This window comes from Curtobacterium sp. Csp2 (assembly GCF_013347165.1).
In genome coordinates this window covers 477,880-494,387 of record NZ_CP054593.1, presented here as the reverse complement: position 1 = coordinate 494,387, position 16,508 = coordinate 477,880, and the positions used below count along the sequence as shown (strand labels likewise).

Sequence of the window (16,508 nt, the reverse complement as noted above, 5' to 3'; positions counted from 1 at the left end):
TTCGTTCCTGCCCCCTGTACGCGGAACGTCCTCCGATGTCACGTGCGATGGGCTCGAACGCCCGGCGGTTCTGACGGGTCAGCCGCCGAGTTCGACCAGCACGCGCGGGATCTCGGTGAGCAGCTCGCTCGCCAGGTAGCCGAGCGGCCCGACCTGCACGGCGAGACGGTCACCGGCAGCTGCGTGCACGTACGACGCCCATGCCGCTGCCTGCTCGGGTTCCGCCCCACGAGCCAGCAGACCGACCACCACGCCCGACAACACGTCGCCGCTGCCGCTCGTGCCGAGGCCGCCTGCGCCGGTGCCCTTCGCCCAGACCCGGCCGTCCGGTGCCGCGATCACGTCGGACAGCGCGACGACGGCCCCGAACCGCTCGGCGATCGCACGGGCGTCCGCGGCGTCGTCGTCCCCGCACGCCCGGCCGAGGAGGTGCTCGGCCTCGCCGCTGTTCGGCGTCATCACGAGGCGGCCGCGCAGTGGCTCGAGCTGGTCGGCGACGTCCGCTGCGACACCGAGCGCGAAGGCGTCGAGCACGACCTTCGTCTCGGGCCCCACCGTGGCGGCGATCCGCCCGACGAGGTCGCGGGCTCCGTCCGGTTCGTCGAGCCCCGGGCCGACCAGGACCGCGTCCGCGCTGCCGGCATCGTCCTCGGCGGCGGTCAGCGCTCCGACGGCGATGTGGCCGGCGTCGTCCTCGTCGAGTGGTTGCACCCCGGACTCCGGGACCGCGACGGACACCTCGGCGGCCACGCTCGTCGCCACCGCCAGGGTGAGCCGTCCCGCTCCGACACGCAGCGCGGCGAGCGCCGAGAGCATCGCTGCCCCGGGGGTCCGAGCCGCGCCACCGATGACCAGGACCTGGCCACGGCCGTACTTGCCCGCACCGGGCTCCGGCAGCGGCCAGTCCCGCAGGGCGTTGGGGGTGATCGGCTCAGGAGACACGGGTGTCGTCCTTCCGCCCGCTGTGCTCGGTGACCTCGTCGTCGTCGAGGTGCCCGACGGCCGAGAACTCCTCGAGCGTCCACGGGGCCCCGGGGGCGTCCCGCCGGAGTCGTGTGAGCGAGGCGTTCGCCACCGTGTGCTCGGCCGCGAACGACATCAGCGCGGGTTCGTCCAGGTCGAGACAGACGGCCACGGTGAGCATGACGACGGCGTCGTGCGCGGCGACGAGCAGTCGTTCGGGTTCGTCGAGCCGGTCGACGTCGTGCAGCAGCGAGCGGAGGCGCAGCATGACGTCGATCCACGACTCGCCCCCGGACGGGCGGTGGTAGTACTTGCCGAGCCACTGGCGACGGCGTTCCTCGTCCGGGTAGCGGTTGCGGACGCCCTGCGCGGTGAGCAGGTCGAGCACGCCGAGCTCTCGGTCCCGGAGCCGCTCGTCGACCCGCCGTCCGGGTTCGTCCAACCCGCCGGCCCGGAGTGCGAGGTCGATCGTCTGCTGAGCGCGCAGGTACGGCGAGACCCAGAGGCGTACCGGGACGTCGTCGACGCCGCGGTCCGCGAGTTCGCGCCCGAGAGCACGCGACTGCTCCCGCCCCAGCGGACTCAGCGGGACGTCGGCGTCCCGGTGCCCCGCGTCGATCACGTCTGCTCCGTCGGCCTCGGCGCGGGCGGCGGCGACGTTCGCCTCCGACTCCCCGTGGCGCACGAGCCAGATCTCCCTGACAGCCATGGCGTCACGCTAGCCAGGCGCCGCTGTGCTCCCTCACCGCTCCGGGCTCACTCCGCCCACCGATGCTGCGTCAGGCGACACCTCGTGCGCTGCGCACCGGCCGGACCGCGCAGGGGAGGCCCGCTGCACGGAACCGTCTCGTCAGCGCGTCGAGGTCCCACAGGTCGCGCCACTCGATCCGGACGATGCGTCGGACACCCGGCACCGTCACCAGTGCCTCGTGTCGGCGCTTCTCGTCGATGAACACCTGGTCGGCGGTCCGGCCCGCGAGGAACCGCTCCTGCGTGTACTTCGCTCGGCCGTCCACCTCGACGATGACGCCCTGCTCGGGGAACCAGAAGTCGACCTCGTACCGGCGCCCTCCGACGACGAAGGGTTGCTGGAGCACCGGCTTCGGCAGGCCCATCTCGCGGAACACGACCCGTGCCAGTGACTCGGCGGCCGAACCCGACCGCGGGTCGGCGAGCTCGACGGCACGAGTGGCGACGGCACGACCCCGGTCCTTCGCAGTGCCCCCGAGCGCCTGCACGATGCTCGCCCGCTCGACTCCGGCGCGCAGTGCAGCGTCGGCGACCACCACCGCCGTCCGGACGTCGCCGAGCAGGGCGATGTCCGCCACGGTCCTCGCGACGGAGGTGAAGCGCACGCCGCCGTGCTCGACGAGGTGCGCGGACGAGACCGGTCTGGTGTGCAGGACCAGCCCTCGGGTGCCGCTCCGGTAGTGCGACTTCGGGACGGTGAGGTGCACGTCGTCCGGCCACGGGCCCGGCAGGGGCAGTCCGTGCACCGCGACCGCCGAGGCATGGGAGCCGACAGCGGCGACGCTCCGTCGTCCCAGGCGGGCGAAGACGCGGGTGACGTACCGCCGGCGCGGACCGGCGGCGTCCCAGTCCGCACCACGGACGAACGCGTTCGGTCCGACGCGGACGAGACGGTCAGGGCCGTGGGAGGCGGCCCGGCGCCGCAACGTGGCTCCGGACCGCCCGGCGTCCTGCAGCGGGCTCGCCCGGAAGATCGCGAGTGGTGTCTCCATACCGACCACGATCGCGGTCTGACGACGCTCGTCGGTGAGCGACGGGGCGGGCTGTGGACGCGCCTCCAGGCCGTTGCCCGTGTGGAGGAGTGACGTTCGAGCCCATCGCAGACGACCTGGGATGCCGATCCGCGCAAGGGAGGCAGGAACTCCTGACCTCCCTCGCGCGGATCGGCACCCGACGAGCGGATCGGCATCCTAAGCGCGGATCGGCGGACGCGCGGATCGGCGGACGCGCGGATCAGGATCGGGACCACCCCCACGCAACACGGCGCCGGGCGGGGGCACCCGACCCCGCCCGGCGCCGCGGTCCTGCGCGGCCGACCCGCCGATCAGCCCCGCCGCACCCGCAGCGTGACGATCTCGAACGGGCGCAGCGTGAGCACGACGGGCTCCCCCGCCTCCCACGTCCCCGACCCGAGCGGCCGCTCGAGCAGGTCCACCGCCTCGACGGCGTCGACGTCGAAGCCGAACGACACCCCGACGTCCGCAGCGCGTCCGCCGGTCGCCTCGTACAGCCGCACGACGACGTCCCCGGAGCGGTCCTCGGCGAGCTTGACCGCCTCGACGAACACCTGCGGCGACGACACCGTCACGAGCGGGTCGACGGTCGCCGACCCCGGCACCGACCGCACCGGCAGGTTGAGCCGGTAGCCGGAGTCCGCCGCGTCGAGCACCGAGGCCCCGACGCGCAGCACCGTGCGGAACACGTGGTGTCCCTGGTCGGCGTGCGGGTCCGGGAAGGTCGGCGCGCGGAGCAGGGACTCGCGCACGAGCGTCGTGGTGCCGCCGTCGGCACGGGTGGAGCGGGTGATGTCGTGTCCGTACGTCGAGTCGTTGGCGACCGCGACGCCGAAGCCCGGCTCCGCGACGTGCACCCACCGGTGCGCCGACGTCTCGAAGCGCGCCATGTCCCACGACGTGTTCTGGTGCGTCGGCCGGTCGATGTGCCCGAACTGGATCTCGCTCGACGCCGAGGCCGCGCGCACGTCGAGCGGGAACGCGAGCTTGAGGAGCTTCTGCCGCTCGTGCCACTCGACCTCGGTCTCGATGTGCAGCTCGGGCTGGCCCGCCACCGCCGAGTAGCGGGTGGTGACCGACGACGAGCCGAACGGCCGCGTCACCACGAGTGTGGTCCCGTCGACCTCGACGCCCGTCGCGGACAGGACCGTCCCGTTCCGCTGGTAGGCGCGGTCGATGTCCCACGCCTCCCACTGGTTCGGGGTGTCCCGGAACACCGTGTACTGCGCGGCGACGGCGCCCGGCGCGACGGCGTCGCGTCCGGTCGCACGCTCGACGTGCGAGACGACGTGGCCGTCTGCGTCGATGGTCGCCGTGACGACGCCGGTCTCGAAGACGAAACGGTCACCGCTCCGGACGGGAGGCACGGCCTCCGCCGCGGACGACGGGGAACCACCCAGGGCGGTCACCCCACCCGCGGTGACGGGCGAGGCGTTGAAGCGCACGACACCGTCAGCGCCGCCACCGGAGGCTCCCCGGCCTGCGGCGCCGCCGGCCGTTCCGGCCTCGGTGGGAGCGTCGAGCAGCGCGCCCACGCCCGCACCTGCCCGCGCTGCGCCGACCCCGGCGAGCGCCGTCGCCCCGCCGCTCGCGAGCGCGGTCGTCGCCGTGCCGATGAGCTCCTCGAGCACCTCGGCGACCCGGGCGTACTCGGCCTCGGCGTTCTCGTAGACCCAGGCGATCGAGGAACCAGGCAGGATGTCGTGGAACTGCTGCAGGAGCACGGTGTGCCAGACCGACTCGAGCTCGTCGTACGGGTACTCGGCGCCGTGCCGGACCGCGGCGGTCGCGGCCCAGAGCTCGGCCTCGCGCAGCAGGTGCTCGGAGCGGCGGTTGCCCTGCTTCGTGCGGATCTGCGACGTGTACGTGCCGCGGTGGAACTCGAGGTACATCTCGCCCGACCACACCGCGGGCTCCGGCAGCACGCGCTCGAGCTCCTCGAACACCTGCGCCGGGGTGCCGAGGTCGACGCGGGGCGAGCCGTCCAGGTCGTGCTGCCGGCGGGCCGCGGCGACCATCTCGCGCGTGGGACCACCGCCGCCGTCGCCGAAGCCGTAGAGGAGCATCGAGGTGTTCGCGACGCCGCGCTCCTTGTTCTGGCGCTCCCCGCGGTGCAGGTCCTCGGGCGAGACGTCCGAGTTGTAGGTGTCGGCCGGGGGCAGGTGCGTCAGGACGCGCGAGCCGTCGATGCCCTCCCAGTGGAACGAGGTGTGGGGGATGACGTTCGTCTCGTTCCACGAGGGCTTCTGCGTGACGAACCACTTCGAGCCGGCGGCGCGGACGATCTGCGGCAGCGCGCCCGAGTAGCCGAACGAGTCGGGCAGCCAGGCCTCGGGGGTGTCGACGCCGAACTCCTCGAGGAACAGGCGCTTGCCGGCGACGAACTGCCGGGCGAGGGCCTCGCCGCCGGGAAGGTTCGTGTCCGACTCGACCCACATGCCGCCGACCGGGATCCACCGGCCCTCGGCGACGCGCTGCTTGATGCGCTCCCAGATCGACGGGTAGCCGTCGCGGATCCAGGCGTACTGCTGCGCCGAGGAGCACGCGAACGTGAAGTCCGGGTCGCGGTCCATCAGGTCGAGCACGTTCGAGAAGGTGCGCGCGCACTTCCGGATCGTCTCGCGCACCGGCCAGAGCCAGGCGGAGTCGATGTGCGCGTGCCCGACGGCGATCGCGCGCCCGGCCGATCCCGCGGCGCCGACGGCCAGGAGGGGTGCGAGGACCTCGCGGGTGGCGGCTGCGGTGCCGGCGACGTCGTCGGGGTCGAGGGTGTCCGCCGCGCGTTCGAGTCCGCGCAGGACGTCCGCGCCGCGGGTGCCGTCCGTGGGCAGTTCGGTCATCAGGCCCCGGAGGACCCAGAAGTCCTGCTGCAGCTCCCACACGGTGTCGTCGCGTTCGACGAGCTCGAGTGCCCGCAGGCGGTAGATCGGTTCCGTTCCGGCCGTCGACCGCGATCCGAGCGGGGTCGCGCCCTGGAAGTCGTCGCCGCCGATGTCCGGGTTCGCGGCGGCTTCGACGTACAGCTCGAACGAACCGTCCGGGCCGGGCTCGACCGGCAGGGTGTCGTTCAGCGGCTCGATGCCCTTGATCGTCGTGCCGTCCGGTCGCCACGCGAGGCCCTCGGCCTGGAAGCCCGGCTGGCGCTTCGAGAAGCCGAGGTCGACGCGGAGCTCGACCGTGGTGCCCGGTTCGACCCCGAAGTCCGACGGGACGGTGCCGCGGACCCGGAACCAGGTCGTCCCCCACGGCCGGCCGCCCCAGGCGTCACCGACGTGGAAGGGCGTGTACTCGGCGGCGACGGCCTCGGCGAAGGGCACGGGCTCGTCCGGCACCTGCCAGGCCTCGATCGTGACCGGGGCCGAGCGGCGGAGCACCGCGGGGTCGATGCGGTCCCGGACGAGGCGGGCGATGCGAGCTTCGACGAGCGGTTCGTCGTGGTGCATGGAGGTGGTTCCTTTCCAGCAGTGGCGCGGGGCCAGCAGTGCGGACGGGCGTCAGCCCTTGATGCCGCCGGCGAGGGCGTTCGCCCCGCCGAGGCCGCGCGAGACGAGGACGTAGAGGGCGATGACGGGCACGGAGTAGACGATCGAGAACGCGGCGAGCTGCCCGTACGCGACGGCTCCGTTCTGCCCGAAGAAGTTGAAGATGCTCACCGCGGCGGGCACCTTGTCGGGCGAGAGCAGCAGGACGAACGGGACGAAGAAGTTCCCCCACGCCTGGATGAACACGAAGATGAACACGACGGCGATGCCCGGGCGCATGAGCGGGATGACGATCCGCCACAGCGTGGTGAACATCGAGGCGCCGTCGGTCCAGGCGGCCTCCTCGAGGGAGATCGGCACCGAGTCCATGAAGTTCTTCGCCATCCAGATCGCCATCGGCAGGCTCGTGGCGGCGAGGAAGAAGATGCAGCCCCACACGTTGTCGATCAGGTTCAGCGACACGAACAGCGCGTAGACCGGCACCATCATCGCGGTGATGGGCAGGCCGGTGCCGAACAGGATGCTGTACAGGAACGGCTTGTTGACCCGCATCTTGTAGCGGGACAGCGGGTACGCGGCGAGGATCGCGACGACGACCGTGACGACCGCGGTCCCACCGGAGAGCAGCAGGCTGTTGCCGAGCGGGATGAACGACAGCTCGGGCGTGAGCACCTTCGTGAAGTTGTCGAGCGTGAACTGCGTCGGGAGCTTCACGGACAGCGACGCCTGCGTGTCGAACGAGGCGAGCACGAGCCACAGCAGCGGCACCGCGAAGCAGACCGCGATGACGAGCAGCACGACGTTCGACACCCAGCGCATGGTGCGGCCGCGCGGCGAGGTCATGTGCAGCGCACCGGGGGCCGTCACCGAGCGGGTGACGTTGGACACGGGACGGTCGGCGGTGAGCGCCATGGTCAGTCCACCTCCGGCTTGAGGGCCTTGATGTAGATGATCGAGAAGACCGCGCCGACCACGAGCAGGATCGTCGCGATCGCGGTCCCGAAACCGAGCTGCGAGAACTTGAACGCCTCCTGGTACGCCAGGATCGGCAGCGTCGACGAGTTCGTGCCGGGGCCGCCGCCCGTCATCACGAAGATGAGCGTGAAGACCGACAGCGTCTGCAGCGTCGTGAGCATGAGGTTCGTCGAGATCGACCGGCGGATGACCGGCAGCGTGATGTAGACGAGTCGCTGCCAGCCGGCCGCGCCGTCCATCTCGGCGGACTCGGTGATCTCCTCGGGCACCTCCTGCACGGCGGCGGAGTAGACGAGCATCGAGAACGCGGTGCCGCGCCAGATGTTCGCGAGGATCACGGCGAGCATCGGGTACGTGTAGAGCCAGTTCGGCCCGCTGATCCCGATCGAGGCCAGGAACGTGTTGAGCGTGCCGGTGTCGTTGAAGAACGCGTACGCCGCGAACGAGGCGACGATCTCCGGCAGGACCCACGCCGCGACGACGAACGTGCCGACGATCGCGCGGACCACCTTGTTCGCGCTGCGCATGAGGAGCGCCAGGCCGAGCCCGAGGACGTTCTGGCCCACGACCGCCGAGGCGAGCAGGAACACGATCGTCAGGACGACGGACTTCGGGAAGTCCGGGTCCTGGAAGAGCTCGACGTAGTTCTTCAGCCCGACGAACTGCTGGTTCGCGGCACTCGCGCCGGTCAGCGCGGAGTTGGTGAAGGACCCGTAGAACGACGAGATGACGGGGCCGAGCAGGAAGATGACGAGCAGGACGACGGCCGGCAGGAGCGGGACCGCTCGGGTCGCCTTCCGCAGGGAGCGCCGTCGACGCGGCGTCGGCGGATCGGTGCGCTTCGGCGCACCGGGCGCCGACAGCGTCGGCGCGAGGGGGGTGCTGGACACGGGTGGTTGCCTTTCGGGTGCGCCAGAGGGTTCCGAAGGTGGGGAGGGACGGACTGGAGGCGCGGGGCGGTGTGGCACCGCGCCTCCAGTCCGCCGTGTGGCCGGCTGACTATCCGACGTCGACGGTGTTCTTCTGGCCGACCACCTGTTCGACCGACTGGTCGTAGGCCTTGGCGGCTTCGGCGGGTGTCTGCTGCCCGGTCATGACGGACTCCATCGCGACCTGGATGGCGTTCGAGACCTGCGAGTAGTCGCTCGTCGCGGGACGGAAGTTGGTGTGCTGAACCAGCCCCGAGAAGAACTTGAACGTCGGGTTGGCGCCGGTGTACTCCGGGTCCTCGGCGACGTCCTTGCGGACCGCGATCTGGCTGTTCTCGGTGTCGTACTTCAGCGAGCCGTCCTTGCTCAGGAAGGTCGAGATGAAGTCGAACGCCGCCTTCGGGTTCTTGGAGTTCTTGCCGACCGCGAGCGTCCAGCCACCGGACATCGAGTTGTAGCCGGGCTCCTGGCCGTTCTGCGTCGGGAAGGCCGCCTGACCCATCACGTCGTTCCACTCCTTCCACGGAGCGGTGCCGGACTCGAGCCACGTGCCGGACTGCCACGAGCCGTCGAGGTCGATCGCGAGCTTGCCCTGCGGCAGCCACGTCTGCGCGATCGTCGTGCCGACGTTGGTGTCGAGCGCCTGCTGCGGGGTCGGGCCGAGGCCGCCCTGGTAGACGTCCTTCACGAACTTCAGGGAGTCCTCGAACTGCTTCGAGCCGACGACCCACTTCTTGTCCTTGTAGAGGGTGTTGCCGTCGCCCTCCGCGCCGTACAGGAGCATCTCGAAGCCCTGCATGGTGGACGCTTCGCCCTGCGCCTTGCCGGAGTAGATGTTGAACGGGATGACGCCCGAGTCCTTCTCCTTGATCGTCTTCGCGGCGGCGAGCACGTCGTCCCAGGTCTTGGGCTCCCACGGGACGGGCAGGCCGACCTTCTTGAAGATGTCCTTGTTGTACCAGAGCGCCCGGGTGTCGGTGCCCATCGAGACGCCGTAGATCTTGCCGTCGTCGCCCTGGCCGGCCTGCTTGGCGTTGTCGTAGAACTGGTCCCAGTCCTTCCACTTCGCCACGTAGTCGTCGAGGGGCAGCAGGTAGCCGGCCTCGGCGTCGGACTTGATGAGGAAGGTGTCCTCGTACATGACGTCCGGGGCCGTCGCGGGCGCCTTGTTCATGAGCGCGAGCTTCGTGTAGTAGTCGTTGCCCTGGGCCTGGATCGGGACGAGGGTGACCTTCTTGCCCGGGTTCGCCTTCTCGTACTCGGTCTTGACCTCCTTCATCTGCGCATCGAGCTGCTGGAAGGCACCGAACTTCTGGTACGCGATCTTGATGGTGTCGCTCGAGGCAGAGCCCGAGCTGGAACAGCCCGCCAGCCCGACCGCGGCGACTGCCACGGCTGCGAGGCCGGCGATGATTCGGGTGCGGCGTTTCATCGGTGCTCCTTTGCACGGGATGTCCGCGGGCTCCGTCACCCGCGCGCAGGATTAGTACAGCGTGTGGACTTAATCGTGTCAAGCACTTTTCGTCACGGCTCGGTCACGGCGCGGGCGCGCGCGAGGTGGAGGCCGATCCGCGCGTGGGAGGCCGATCCGCGCGTCGGAGGGCGATCCGCGCGTCGGAGGGCGATCCGCGCGTCGGAGGGCGGGTGGAACGACCTCCTACGCGCGGAAGTGCCTCCCATTGCGCCTGCGATGGGAAGGAACGTGCAGCCGGACCCGGGTCAGGCGATGGGCGTGGCGCCGCCGATCACCGTGATGCCGCCGAACTCGGGCACGTCGACGAGCAGCACGCTCGGACGCCCGACGTGTCGACCCTGCCGGATCACGACGCGGCTCCCGGGCGACACCGCGCCGATCGCACGCAGGTAGGCGCCCGTGGACGCCGCCGCGGAACCGGTCGCCGGGTCCTCGGTGATGCGGCCGGCGGGGAACAGGTTGCGTGCCTCGAACGCGAGCGGGCCGGTGCGGTGCAGGACGGTCACGGTGCCCGCCCACCCGTACTCGTGCTTCAGGGCGGCGAGCGCCGCGGGGTCGAACCGGAACTGGTGGAACAGGTCCTCGTCGGCCAGGACGACGACCGGGTGCCAGTTGCCGGCGAAGGCCTCGAGCACGGGGAAGCCCTCGGCGACGTCACCGTCGACGAGTCCGAGCACGGCGGCGAGCCGCTCCCACCGCACGGGGTCGATCGGCCGGGTGTCGGGTTCGACGCTCGTCATCGCGACCTGCACGCTGCCGTCGGGTGCGGTCGTGGCGTCGACCGCGACGTCCCCGGCAGCGGTGGAGAACACCCGGGCTCCGGTCCCGTCGCGCTCGGCGAGCACGACGGCGGTGGCGACGGTGGCGTGCCCGCAGAAGGGGACCTCGGCGGCCGGCGAGAAGTAGCGCACGCGGGCGCCGTCCGGGGTCCGCGCGACCACGAAGGCGGTCTCGGGGTACCCCACCCGCTGCGCGACGGCGAGCATCTCGTCGTCGGTCATCTCCTCGGCGTCGAGCACGATCCCCGCGGGGTTGCCGCCCCCGGGCTCGGCGGCGAAGGCGGTGTAGCGGAGGACCTCGGTGCGCATCCCCCGACGCTACCGCGCGACCCGGACACGGACGCCCCCGCCGTCCGGAAGGACGACGGGGGCGTCGGCGAGCGGTGGAGCGGGTCAGGCCTGCGCGACGACCGACCGGCGACGCCCGGCCACGAGGACACCGGTCCCGGCCGCCAGGAGCAGGAGCGCCGCAGCGATCCCTCCGCCCAGCTCGGCGCCGGTGAGGGCGAGCGCACCCGTCGCCGGGTCGATCGTCACGGCCGTCCAGCCGAGCACCGTGCCGTCGGACGCCGTGACCACGATGCGGTGCTGCCCGGCCGGGACGTCGGCGGGGACGACCACCGTCACGGTGCCGTCCGCGGCGACGACCGGCGTCCCGAGGAGTCGAGGCTCGGAGAACAGCCAGACCGCGACACGCTCACCGGCGTACTGCGCCCCGACGGAGATCGTCACCGAGGATCCGGCTCGGACCACCGACGGCGCCGACACCGAGCCGCGGTTCCCCTCCGTCAGCGATGAGGCGTCCGGCGCGACCGGGGCCGTCGGGGTGGTCGGGGTGGTCGGGCCAGAGGCGGTCGGGGTCGGCGTGGGGGTTCCGCCACCCGCTCCCGGCGAAGGCGTGCCGCCGTCACCCGGAGCGGGCGTGCCGCCGTCACCAGGCGCGGGCGTCCCGCCGTCACCCGGCTCCGTCGACGCGTCGCACGGGTACGTCCCGGTCCGCAGCGAGAATCCGTCGGTGTCGTTGTCGTCGGCGTAGAACGTGGCTCGGGCGTGGTCCACGCACCGCCCCGAGATCGCAAAGCCCTCGTTGGCGAGCCCTCGGTCGGCGTTCGCCGGCGCCTCGTACAGCGTCGCGAGCGTGAACGCCCCGTCCTGCACGTCGAACAGCGCGGTGCGCCCGGAGCAGGCCTCGTCGCAGACGACCCAGAGCGCGTCGAGCGTCGGGTCGAACTGCACGTCGGCGACGAGGGAGAACGGCGTCGCGATCTCGGCGACGCGCTGGAACGACCCGTCGTCCATCAGCGCGTAGGCGTACACGCTCGCGGTGCCCTCGACCCCGATCAGGAAGAGTCCGTCGCCGTGCCCCGGGTACGCGGTGGGCGCGTAGGCCGCACCGGTGTGCTGGTCGACGAACCCGTGGGACGTCAGCCACGCGTCCGGCACCCAGGTCACGCCCTCGAGCCCGGCGTTCGCGCCGAGACCAGGGAAGTCCGCGGCGAGGTTCCACTCGTCCGTCGCGCGCAGCACCGACTCGGAGCCGTCGGCGGTCGCGAAGCGCAGGACCGCGGGGCGGCTCACCTTCGACACGTCGTTGTCGCGCTCGGTCGACACGTAGACCGCGCCGGGGTCGTCGGCCGTGACGGTGATGCCCTCGGCGTCGGGCGTTCCCGTGCCGTCTGCGTACCGCAGGTCGACGCCCGCGGCGTTCGTCGGCGCCCAGCCGCCCCGACCGTCCGGGGCCAGGTGGTAGAGCAGGCCGTCACCGTTCTGCACGGCCCACAGCTGACCGTCCGCCGAGGTGGCGGAGGGCGCCCAGTCGAGGCCGCTCAGGTCTCCGGCGAAGGTGTCCTCGGCGTCCAGGACGGTCTCGTCCGGGCCGCCGGGCCACGCCTCGGCGGTCACGGACCCCGCGAAGCGGTTCGCCGCGCCCTTCGTCGACTCGGCGGTCTCGGCGAAGGCACCGGTCCCGTCCGGGTTCCGTCCGTACGTCGTCGCGGCGTGCGCCGTCCACGAGTACGAGTCCACCAGGACGCCCCGGGGGTCGGACAGCCGGACGGCGTCCGCCTTGCCGAGCCCGAAGCCGAACCGGGCCTCGTCGAGCACCGTGAAGCCACCCGGCGCGACGGTGGTGCCCGCCGGGATCGTCCACGCGTGGTCGTCCTCGCTGTCCCGGAGCACGTACCCGCCGAGGTCGACCGTGGTCGTCCCGACGTTCGTCAGCTCGACCCAGTCGCCCGGGGTGCCGTCCTGCGACTCGACCTCGTTGATGCGGACCGGCGACGAGCAGTCGTTCGGCTTCCCCTTGGTCGACGCGGTCGTGTCGACGAGCGTGCCGGAGCCGTCCGGGCAGCTGCCGTACGTGACGGCCGCGTGCGTGCTCCACGCGTACCGCAGCGTCAGCGCACCGGCGGTGTCGTAGAGCCGGATCGCGTCGGCACCGCCGAGCCCGAAGTCGAAGCCGGGGCGGGTCGTGGTCTCCTGGTCGACGACGAGGTACCCGCCGGCGGCGACCGTCGACCCCTGCGGCAGCACGTACGCGGCGTGCGACGAGTCGGAGTCGAGGAAGCGCCAGCCGCTCAGGTCGATCGTGGCGGACGAGGTGTTCACCAGCTCGACCCAGTCCGTGTCGTCGGCGTTCGACTCCACCTCGTTGATCGCGAGTCCGGCGGCGGGCCCGGTGGTGACGCGGGCGCCGACGGTGGGGTCGTCGTCACCGACCGCGGCGGCGGCGGGGGTCGCGGTCAGCACTCCGGCGGCGAGGGCGATGCCCGTCGCGAGGCCGGCGCCGAGCCGCAGGGCAGGGGTGCGCATGCAGGGTCCTTCTCAGGGAGGTCGGGGGGACCTGCACGACTGTTCAGCATCCCGGCGTCCGTCCGGTGGCGACCAGGTGAACGACAGGTGTCGCGCCCCGGGCGGTGACCGGTGCCGCTTCTCAGGGGACGCCGACAGGATGGAGCGGACCCCGCGAGCGCGCTCGGTCGGAGAGGGAACCGTGACGGACGACACCACCAACACCGCACTGCAGTCGATGATCGACCGCGCAGGACGCATCACCGCCGAGGAGGCCGAGGCCCTCGACGTCGCCTGGAAGGCCGACGAGCAGATCGTCGTGCCGGAGGCGAGCGCGTCGCTCGCGATCCAGGGCGGGGCAGACGGCCGCATGGTGACGAACGCCGACCTGCTCGCCGCGTGGCAGCACGCGCTCGACGCCGCCGGTGCCGCCGGCCGGGTCGACGAGATCGAGGCCGCGCAGGCGGCCGGACGAGCGGTGAAGCACTCCGACGCGCACCTCCGCGACCGCGCCGGGGCCGAGGAGGCCGTCCGGTCGGCGGTCCTCGCCACCGGGGTGCGCGACCTCCTGTCGGACGACGAGTACGACACCCTGACCGCGACCTGGCGGAAGGTGCTCGGCGCCGCCTGACCCACACCCTGACCAGCGGAAGGCGCGCGCCGGACCGGCACCGTGCCTCCCGTCCGCGTCAGCGCCGACCAGGCGTCAGCGCCGACCATGTGTCAGCGCCGACCAGGCGTCAGCGCCGGTTCAGGCGTCAGCGCCGGATCAGCAGCGCGCTCGCGCGCGGTGACAGTGCCGCGTCGAGGACCAGGCAGGCCGCGCCGACGGCCGCCACGTCCGCGCCCCGACCGCTGTCCTGCACCACCACCGGGTGCTTCGGCACCAGCAGCGGCGACCCGACGACCGCCTGCCGGGCGGCCGGCAGGGCGACGGGTGCGATCCGCGACCAGAACGGACCGCCGAACACGACACGGTCGATGTCGAGCAGGTTCACGATGAGCACGACGGCGTTCCCCATCACGGTGCCGGCCTCGGCCGCGAGCGTCACCGCGACCGGGTCGTCGGCGTCGATCGCCTCGCCGAGCGCGGCCCACGCCCGTTGGACGGCGGCGGCGTCGTCCTCGCGTGCGGGATCGCCGAGTGCCAACCCCCGTGAGCGAGCGACCTCCACGAGCCGGTCGGGGGCGACGGCGGCACCGACCTCACCCCGGGCGCCCGATCCGTCCGGGGTGCCCGCGAGGCCGCCCTGGTCGACCATGATGTGCCCGGCGTCCCCGGCGTTCGAGCCGACCCCGCGCACCGGTTCGTGGTCGACGACGAGTCCGACGCCGAACCCCGTGCCGAAGTACACGAACGCGAAGTTCCGGGCGGACGACTCCCCCGCCAGGAACATCTCGCCGACGACCGCGGCGGTGACGTCCTTCTCGAGGAGCACCGGGAACCCGGTGGCCTCGGCGAGCGCGTCGCGCAGCGGGACGTCGCGCCACCGGGGCAGGAAGGGCGGGTCGAGCACGACGCCCGCGTCCACGTCGATGGGGCCCGGGCTCGCGATGCCGACGCCGAGCACCGCCTCGACCGCGATGCCCGCACCCGCGACCAGGCCGTCGATGGCGGTCGCGATGGTGCGGACGGCGTCGAGGTCGTCGTCTCGGCGAGCACCGTGCCGGCCAGGTCGAGCAGCACGTACGTGACCACCGCGGGGTCGACGTGCACCCCGACGGCGTACCGGCTCGAGGCCTCGAGCCGCAGGATCGTCCGCGGCTTCCCGCGCCCGGCGACGACCGTGCCCGACTCGACGATCATCCCCGCCTCGATGAGGAACCGGGTGACGTTCGAGACCGTCTGCGCGCTCAGGCCCGTGCGGGCGGCGAGCTCCACGCGGCTCAGGCCGTCCGGCGACCGGCGGACCGCGTCGAGCACGACGGTGCGGTTGAACCCGCCGATCGACGGCAGGTTCGCCCCACGCCGGTGCTCCACCATCCCGCGACCATACCGCGCGGTCCGGACGGCGCTGCAACGGACGTGCAACGGTCGTGTCACCGTCCTGGCCCCCGGTCGGGGAGCACCGCTAGCCTGACCCCATGTCCGACCTGCGCCTCGAAGAACTCTCCGCGTCCACCGCCGCCGCAGCGAACTCCCTGACGCTCAAGCCGGGGCAGGAGGAGTTCGTGCAGCCGCAGACCTACGCGGTCGCGGAGTCCGACGTGAAGCCCAGCTCGGCCTGGACCCGCGTCGTGCTCGACGGGGACCGGGTCGTCGGCGTGATCGTCGGCACCTTCGACGAGGACAACGCGGACGAAGAGCTCCGGAGCGCGATCTGGCGCGTGCACGTCGCCGGGGACGCCCAGGGCCGCGGTGTCGGGCGCTTCGCCGTGCACGGCCTGGCGGACGAGGCGCGGAGCCGCGGGTTCGGGCGCCTGACCGTCGTGTACGAGCCCGGTGGCGAGGTCGGTCCGGAGGCGTTCTTCCGCGCCCTGGGCTTCTCGGTCGTGCGCGAGACGCAGTACGGCGACCACTTCGCCGCACTGTCCCTGTAGTCCCGCCAGCCAGGGGGCCGGTGTGGACGAGTCGGACTTCGGTGCCGCCGTCGCCGAGGTGGTCCGGTTGATCCCACCAGCGCACGTGATGACGTACGGCGACGTCGCCGCCGCCCTGGGGTCGCGTGCGTCGCGTGCGGTCGGCAAGGTGATGGCGCACGAGGGCTCTGACCTGCCGTGGTGGCGCGTGGTGCGGTCCGGTGGACTGCCGCCGGTCCGGCACGAAGCCCGCGCGCTCGAGCACTACCGGGCGGAGGGGACGCCGCTCGTGCAGGGCGCCTCGGCCTGGAGGATCGACATGCGTCGTGCGCGCTGGTCGCCGACCACGGACGCGGACGACCCGTTCTGAACGGCGCCGCCCGCCGGCAACGGGGTCAGTGGAAACGCTCGCCCTTCGGGTTCCTGGGCAGGAGGAACATGACGAGCAGCACGAGCGAGCCGATCCCGACGACGACGTGCAGGAACTGCCAGAAGCCGGACAGGTTCGCGTCGTGCAGGCGCCGGGCGCCGAGGGCGAGCGAGCCGATCAGCGTGACGAGCCCCCACAGCACGAACAGGTACGAGCCGACCGGGTTCTCGAGCACCGGGGAGCCCGGGGTGAACGCCTGCGGCACGAGCTGCAGCACCAGGCCGACCACGAACGACGTGACCCACCACCACCAGAACTCCGAGCGGGACGCCCGGCCGGTGAACACGGTGTACTTCCGCCAGAACCGCCGGACCGCCTCGGTGAAGGGTGCCCCGTAGAAGGGGTCGCGCAGGGCGACGCCGCCGGGCTGCACGCTGTCGTTGCTCATGTCCCAAGACAACCA

General features: G+C 72.2%; 14 protein-coding genes and 1 pseudogene. 3 read left to right on the top strand and 12 right to left on the bottom strand.

Annotated elements, in window-relative coordinates; genetic code table 11:
- Positions 1–78: 78 nt before the first annotated feature.
- The 9 genes from HUN59_RS02450 to HUN59_RS02410 all read right to left on the bottom strand — a co-directional run bounded on the left by HUN59_RS02450 (position 79) and on the right by HUN59_RS02410 (position 13,176).
- Complete coding sequence (locus HUN59_RS02450) at positions 79–942, bottom strand: NAD(P)H-hydrate dehydratase (RefSeq protein ID WP_174777400.1); 864 nt, start codon at positions 940–942, stop codon at positions 79–81.
- Positions 932–1,672 (bottom strand): histidine phosphatase family protein, encoded by a 741-nt coding sequence (locus HUN59_RS02445; protein WP_174777399.1) that lies wholly within the window; start codon positions 1,670–1,672, stop codon positions 932–934. Before HUN59_RS02445 ends, HUN59_RS02450 begins: the two co-directional genes overlap by 11 nt.
- A 70-nt stretch (positions 1,673–1,742) precedes the next feature.
- Positions 1,743–2,705 carry a hypothetical protein gene (locus tag HUN59_RS02440; protein WP_174777398.1) on the bottom strand — a complete coding sequence of 321 codons (963 nt, stop codon included), beginning with the start codon at positions 2,703–2,705 and terminating at the stop codon, positions 1,743–1,745.
- A gap of 332 nt (positions 2,706–3,037) precedes the next feature.
- Positions 3,038–6,169, bottom strand: coding sequence for an alpha-mannosidase (locus tag HUN59_RS02435; protein WP_174777397.1), 3,132 nt, complete (start codon positions 6,167–6,169; stop codon positions 3,038–3,040).
- Between the two features lie 51 nt (positions 6,170–6,220).
- A complete protein-coding gene (locus tag HUN59_RS02430) occupies positions 6,221–7,051 on the bottom strand; it encodes a carbohydrate ABC transporter permease (RefSeq protein WP_373286859.1) in 831 nt (276 codons plus the stop codon).
- A 71-nt stretch (positions 7,052–7,122) separates the two neighbouring features.
- On the bottom strand, positions 7,123–8,073 hold the full coding sequence (locus HUN59_RS02425) for a carbohydrate ABC transporter permease (protein WP_083519854.1): 951 nt from the start codon (positions 8,071–8,073) through the stop codon (positions 7,123–7,125).
- Between the two features lie 109 nt (positions 8,074–8,182).
- Positions 8,183–9,544: an extracellular solute-binding protein gene (locus HUN59_RS02420; RefSeq protein WP_058741251.1), complete on the bottom strand. Its 1,362-nt coding sequence runs from the start codon at positions 9,542–9,544 to the stop codon at positions 8,183–8,185.
- Between the two features lie 287 nt (positions 9,545–9,831).
- Positions 9,832–10,674 (bottom strand): PhzF family phenazine biosynthesis protein, encoded by an 843-nt coding sequence (locus HUN59_RS02415; protein ID WP_174777395.1) that lies wholly within the window; start codon positions 10,672–10,674, stop codon positions 9,832–9,834.
- 84 nt (positions 10,675–10,758) lie between these two features.
- Positions 10,759–13,176, bottom strand: a complete 2,418-nt coding sequence (locus HUN59_RS02410) for a lamin tail domain-containing protein (RefSeq protein WP_174777394.1) — start codon at positions 13,174–13,176, stop codon at positions 10,759–10,761.
- Positions 13,177–13,357: 181 nt separating this feature from the next.
- Here HUN59_RS02410 and HUN59_RS02405 point away from each other — a divergent pair, with 181 nt between their 5' ends.
- Positions 13,358–13,786, top strand: a complete 429-nt coding sequence (locus HUN59_RS02405; protein ID WP_058741254.1) for a hypothetical protein — start codon at positions 13,358–13,360, stop codon at positions 13,784–13,786.
- Positions 13,787–13,913: 127 nt separating this feature from the next.
- Here HUN59_RS02405 and HUN59_RS02400 read toward each other — a convergent pair whose 3' ends face one another.
- The gene (locus HUN59_RS02400) at positions 13,914–14,726 is read right to left on the bottom strand and encodes an ROK family protein (RefSeq protein ID WP_441307026.1); all 813 of its coding nucleotides are present in this window, start codon (positions 14,724–14,726) and stop codon (positions 13,914–13,916) included.
- A gap of 272 nt (positions 14,727–14,998) precedes the next feature.
- Positions 14,999–15,139 (bottom strand): annotated as a pseudogene (locus HUN59_RS19590) (ROK family transcriptional regulator); the annotation flags it as partial.
- Positions 15,140–15,240: 101 nt separating this feature from the next.
- Here HUN59_RS19590 and HUN59_RS02395 point away from each other — a divergent pair.
- Both HUN59_RS02395 and HUN59_RS02390 read left to right on the top strand, forming a co-directional pair.
- Complete coding sequence (locus tag HUN59_RS02395; RefSeq protein WP_058741256.1) at positions 15,241–15,696, top strand: GNAT family N-acetyltransferase; 456 nt, start codon at positions 15,241–15,243, stop codon at positions 15,694–15,696.
- A 22-nt stretch (positions 15,697–15,718) separates the two neighbouring features.
- Positions 15,719–16,045 (top strand): MGMT family protein, encoded by a 327-nt coding sequence (locus HUN59_RS02390; RefSeq protein WP_174777393.1) that lies wholly within the window; start codon positions 15,719–15,721, stop codon positions 16,043–16,045.
- 25 nt (positions 16,046–16,070) lie between these two features.
- Here the strand turns inward: HUN59_RS02390 and HUN59_RS02385 are convergent, their stop codons facing one another.
- Positions 16,071–16,493, bottom strand: a complete 423-nt coding sequence (locus tag HUN59_RS02385) for a DUF805 domain-containing protein (protein ID WP_174777392.1) — start codon at positions 16,491–16,493, stop codon at positions 16,071–16,073.
- Positions 16,494–16,508: the final 15 nt, after the last annotated feature.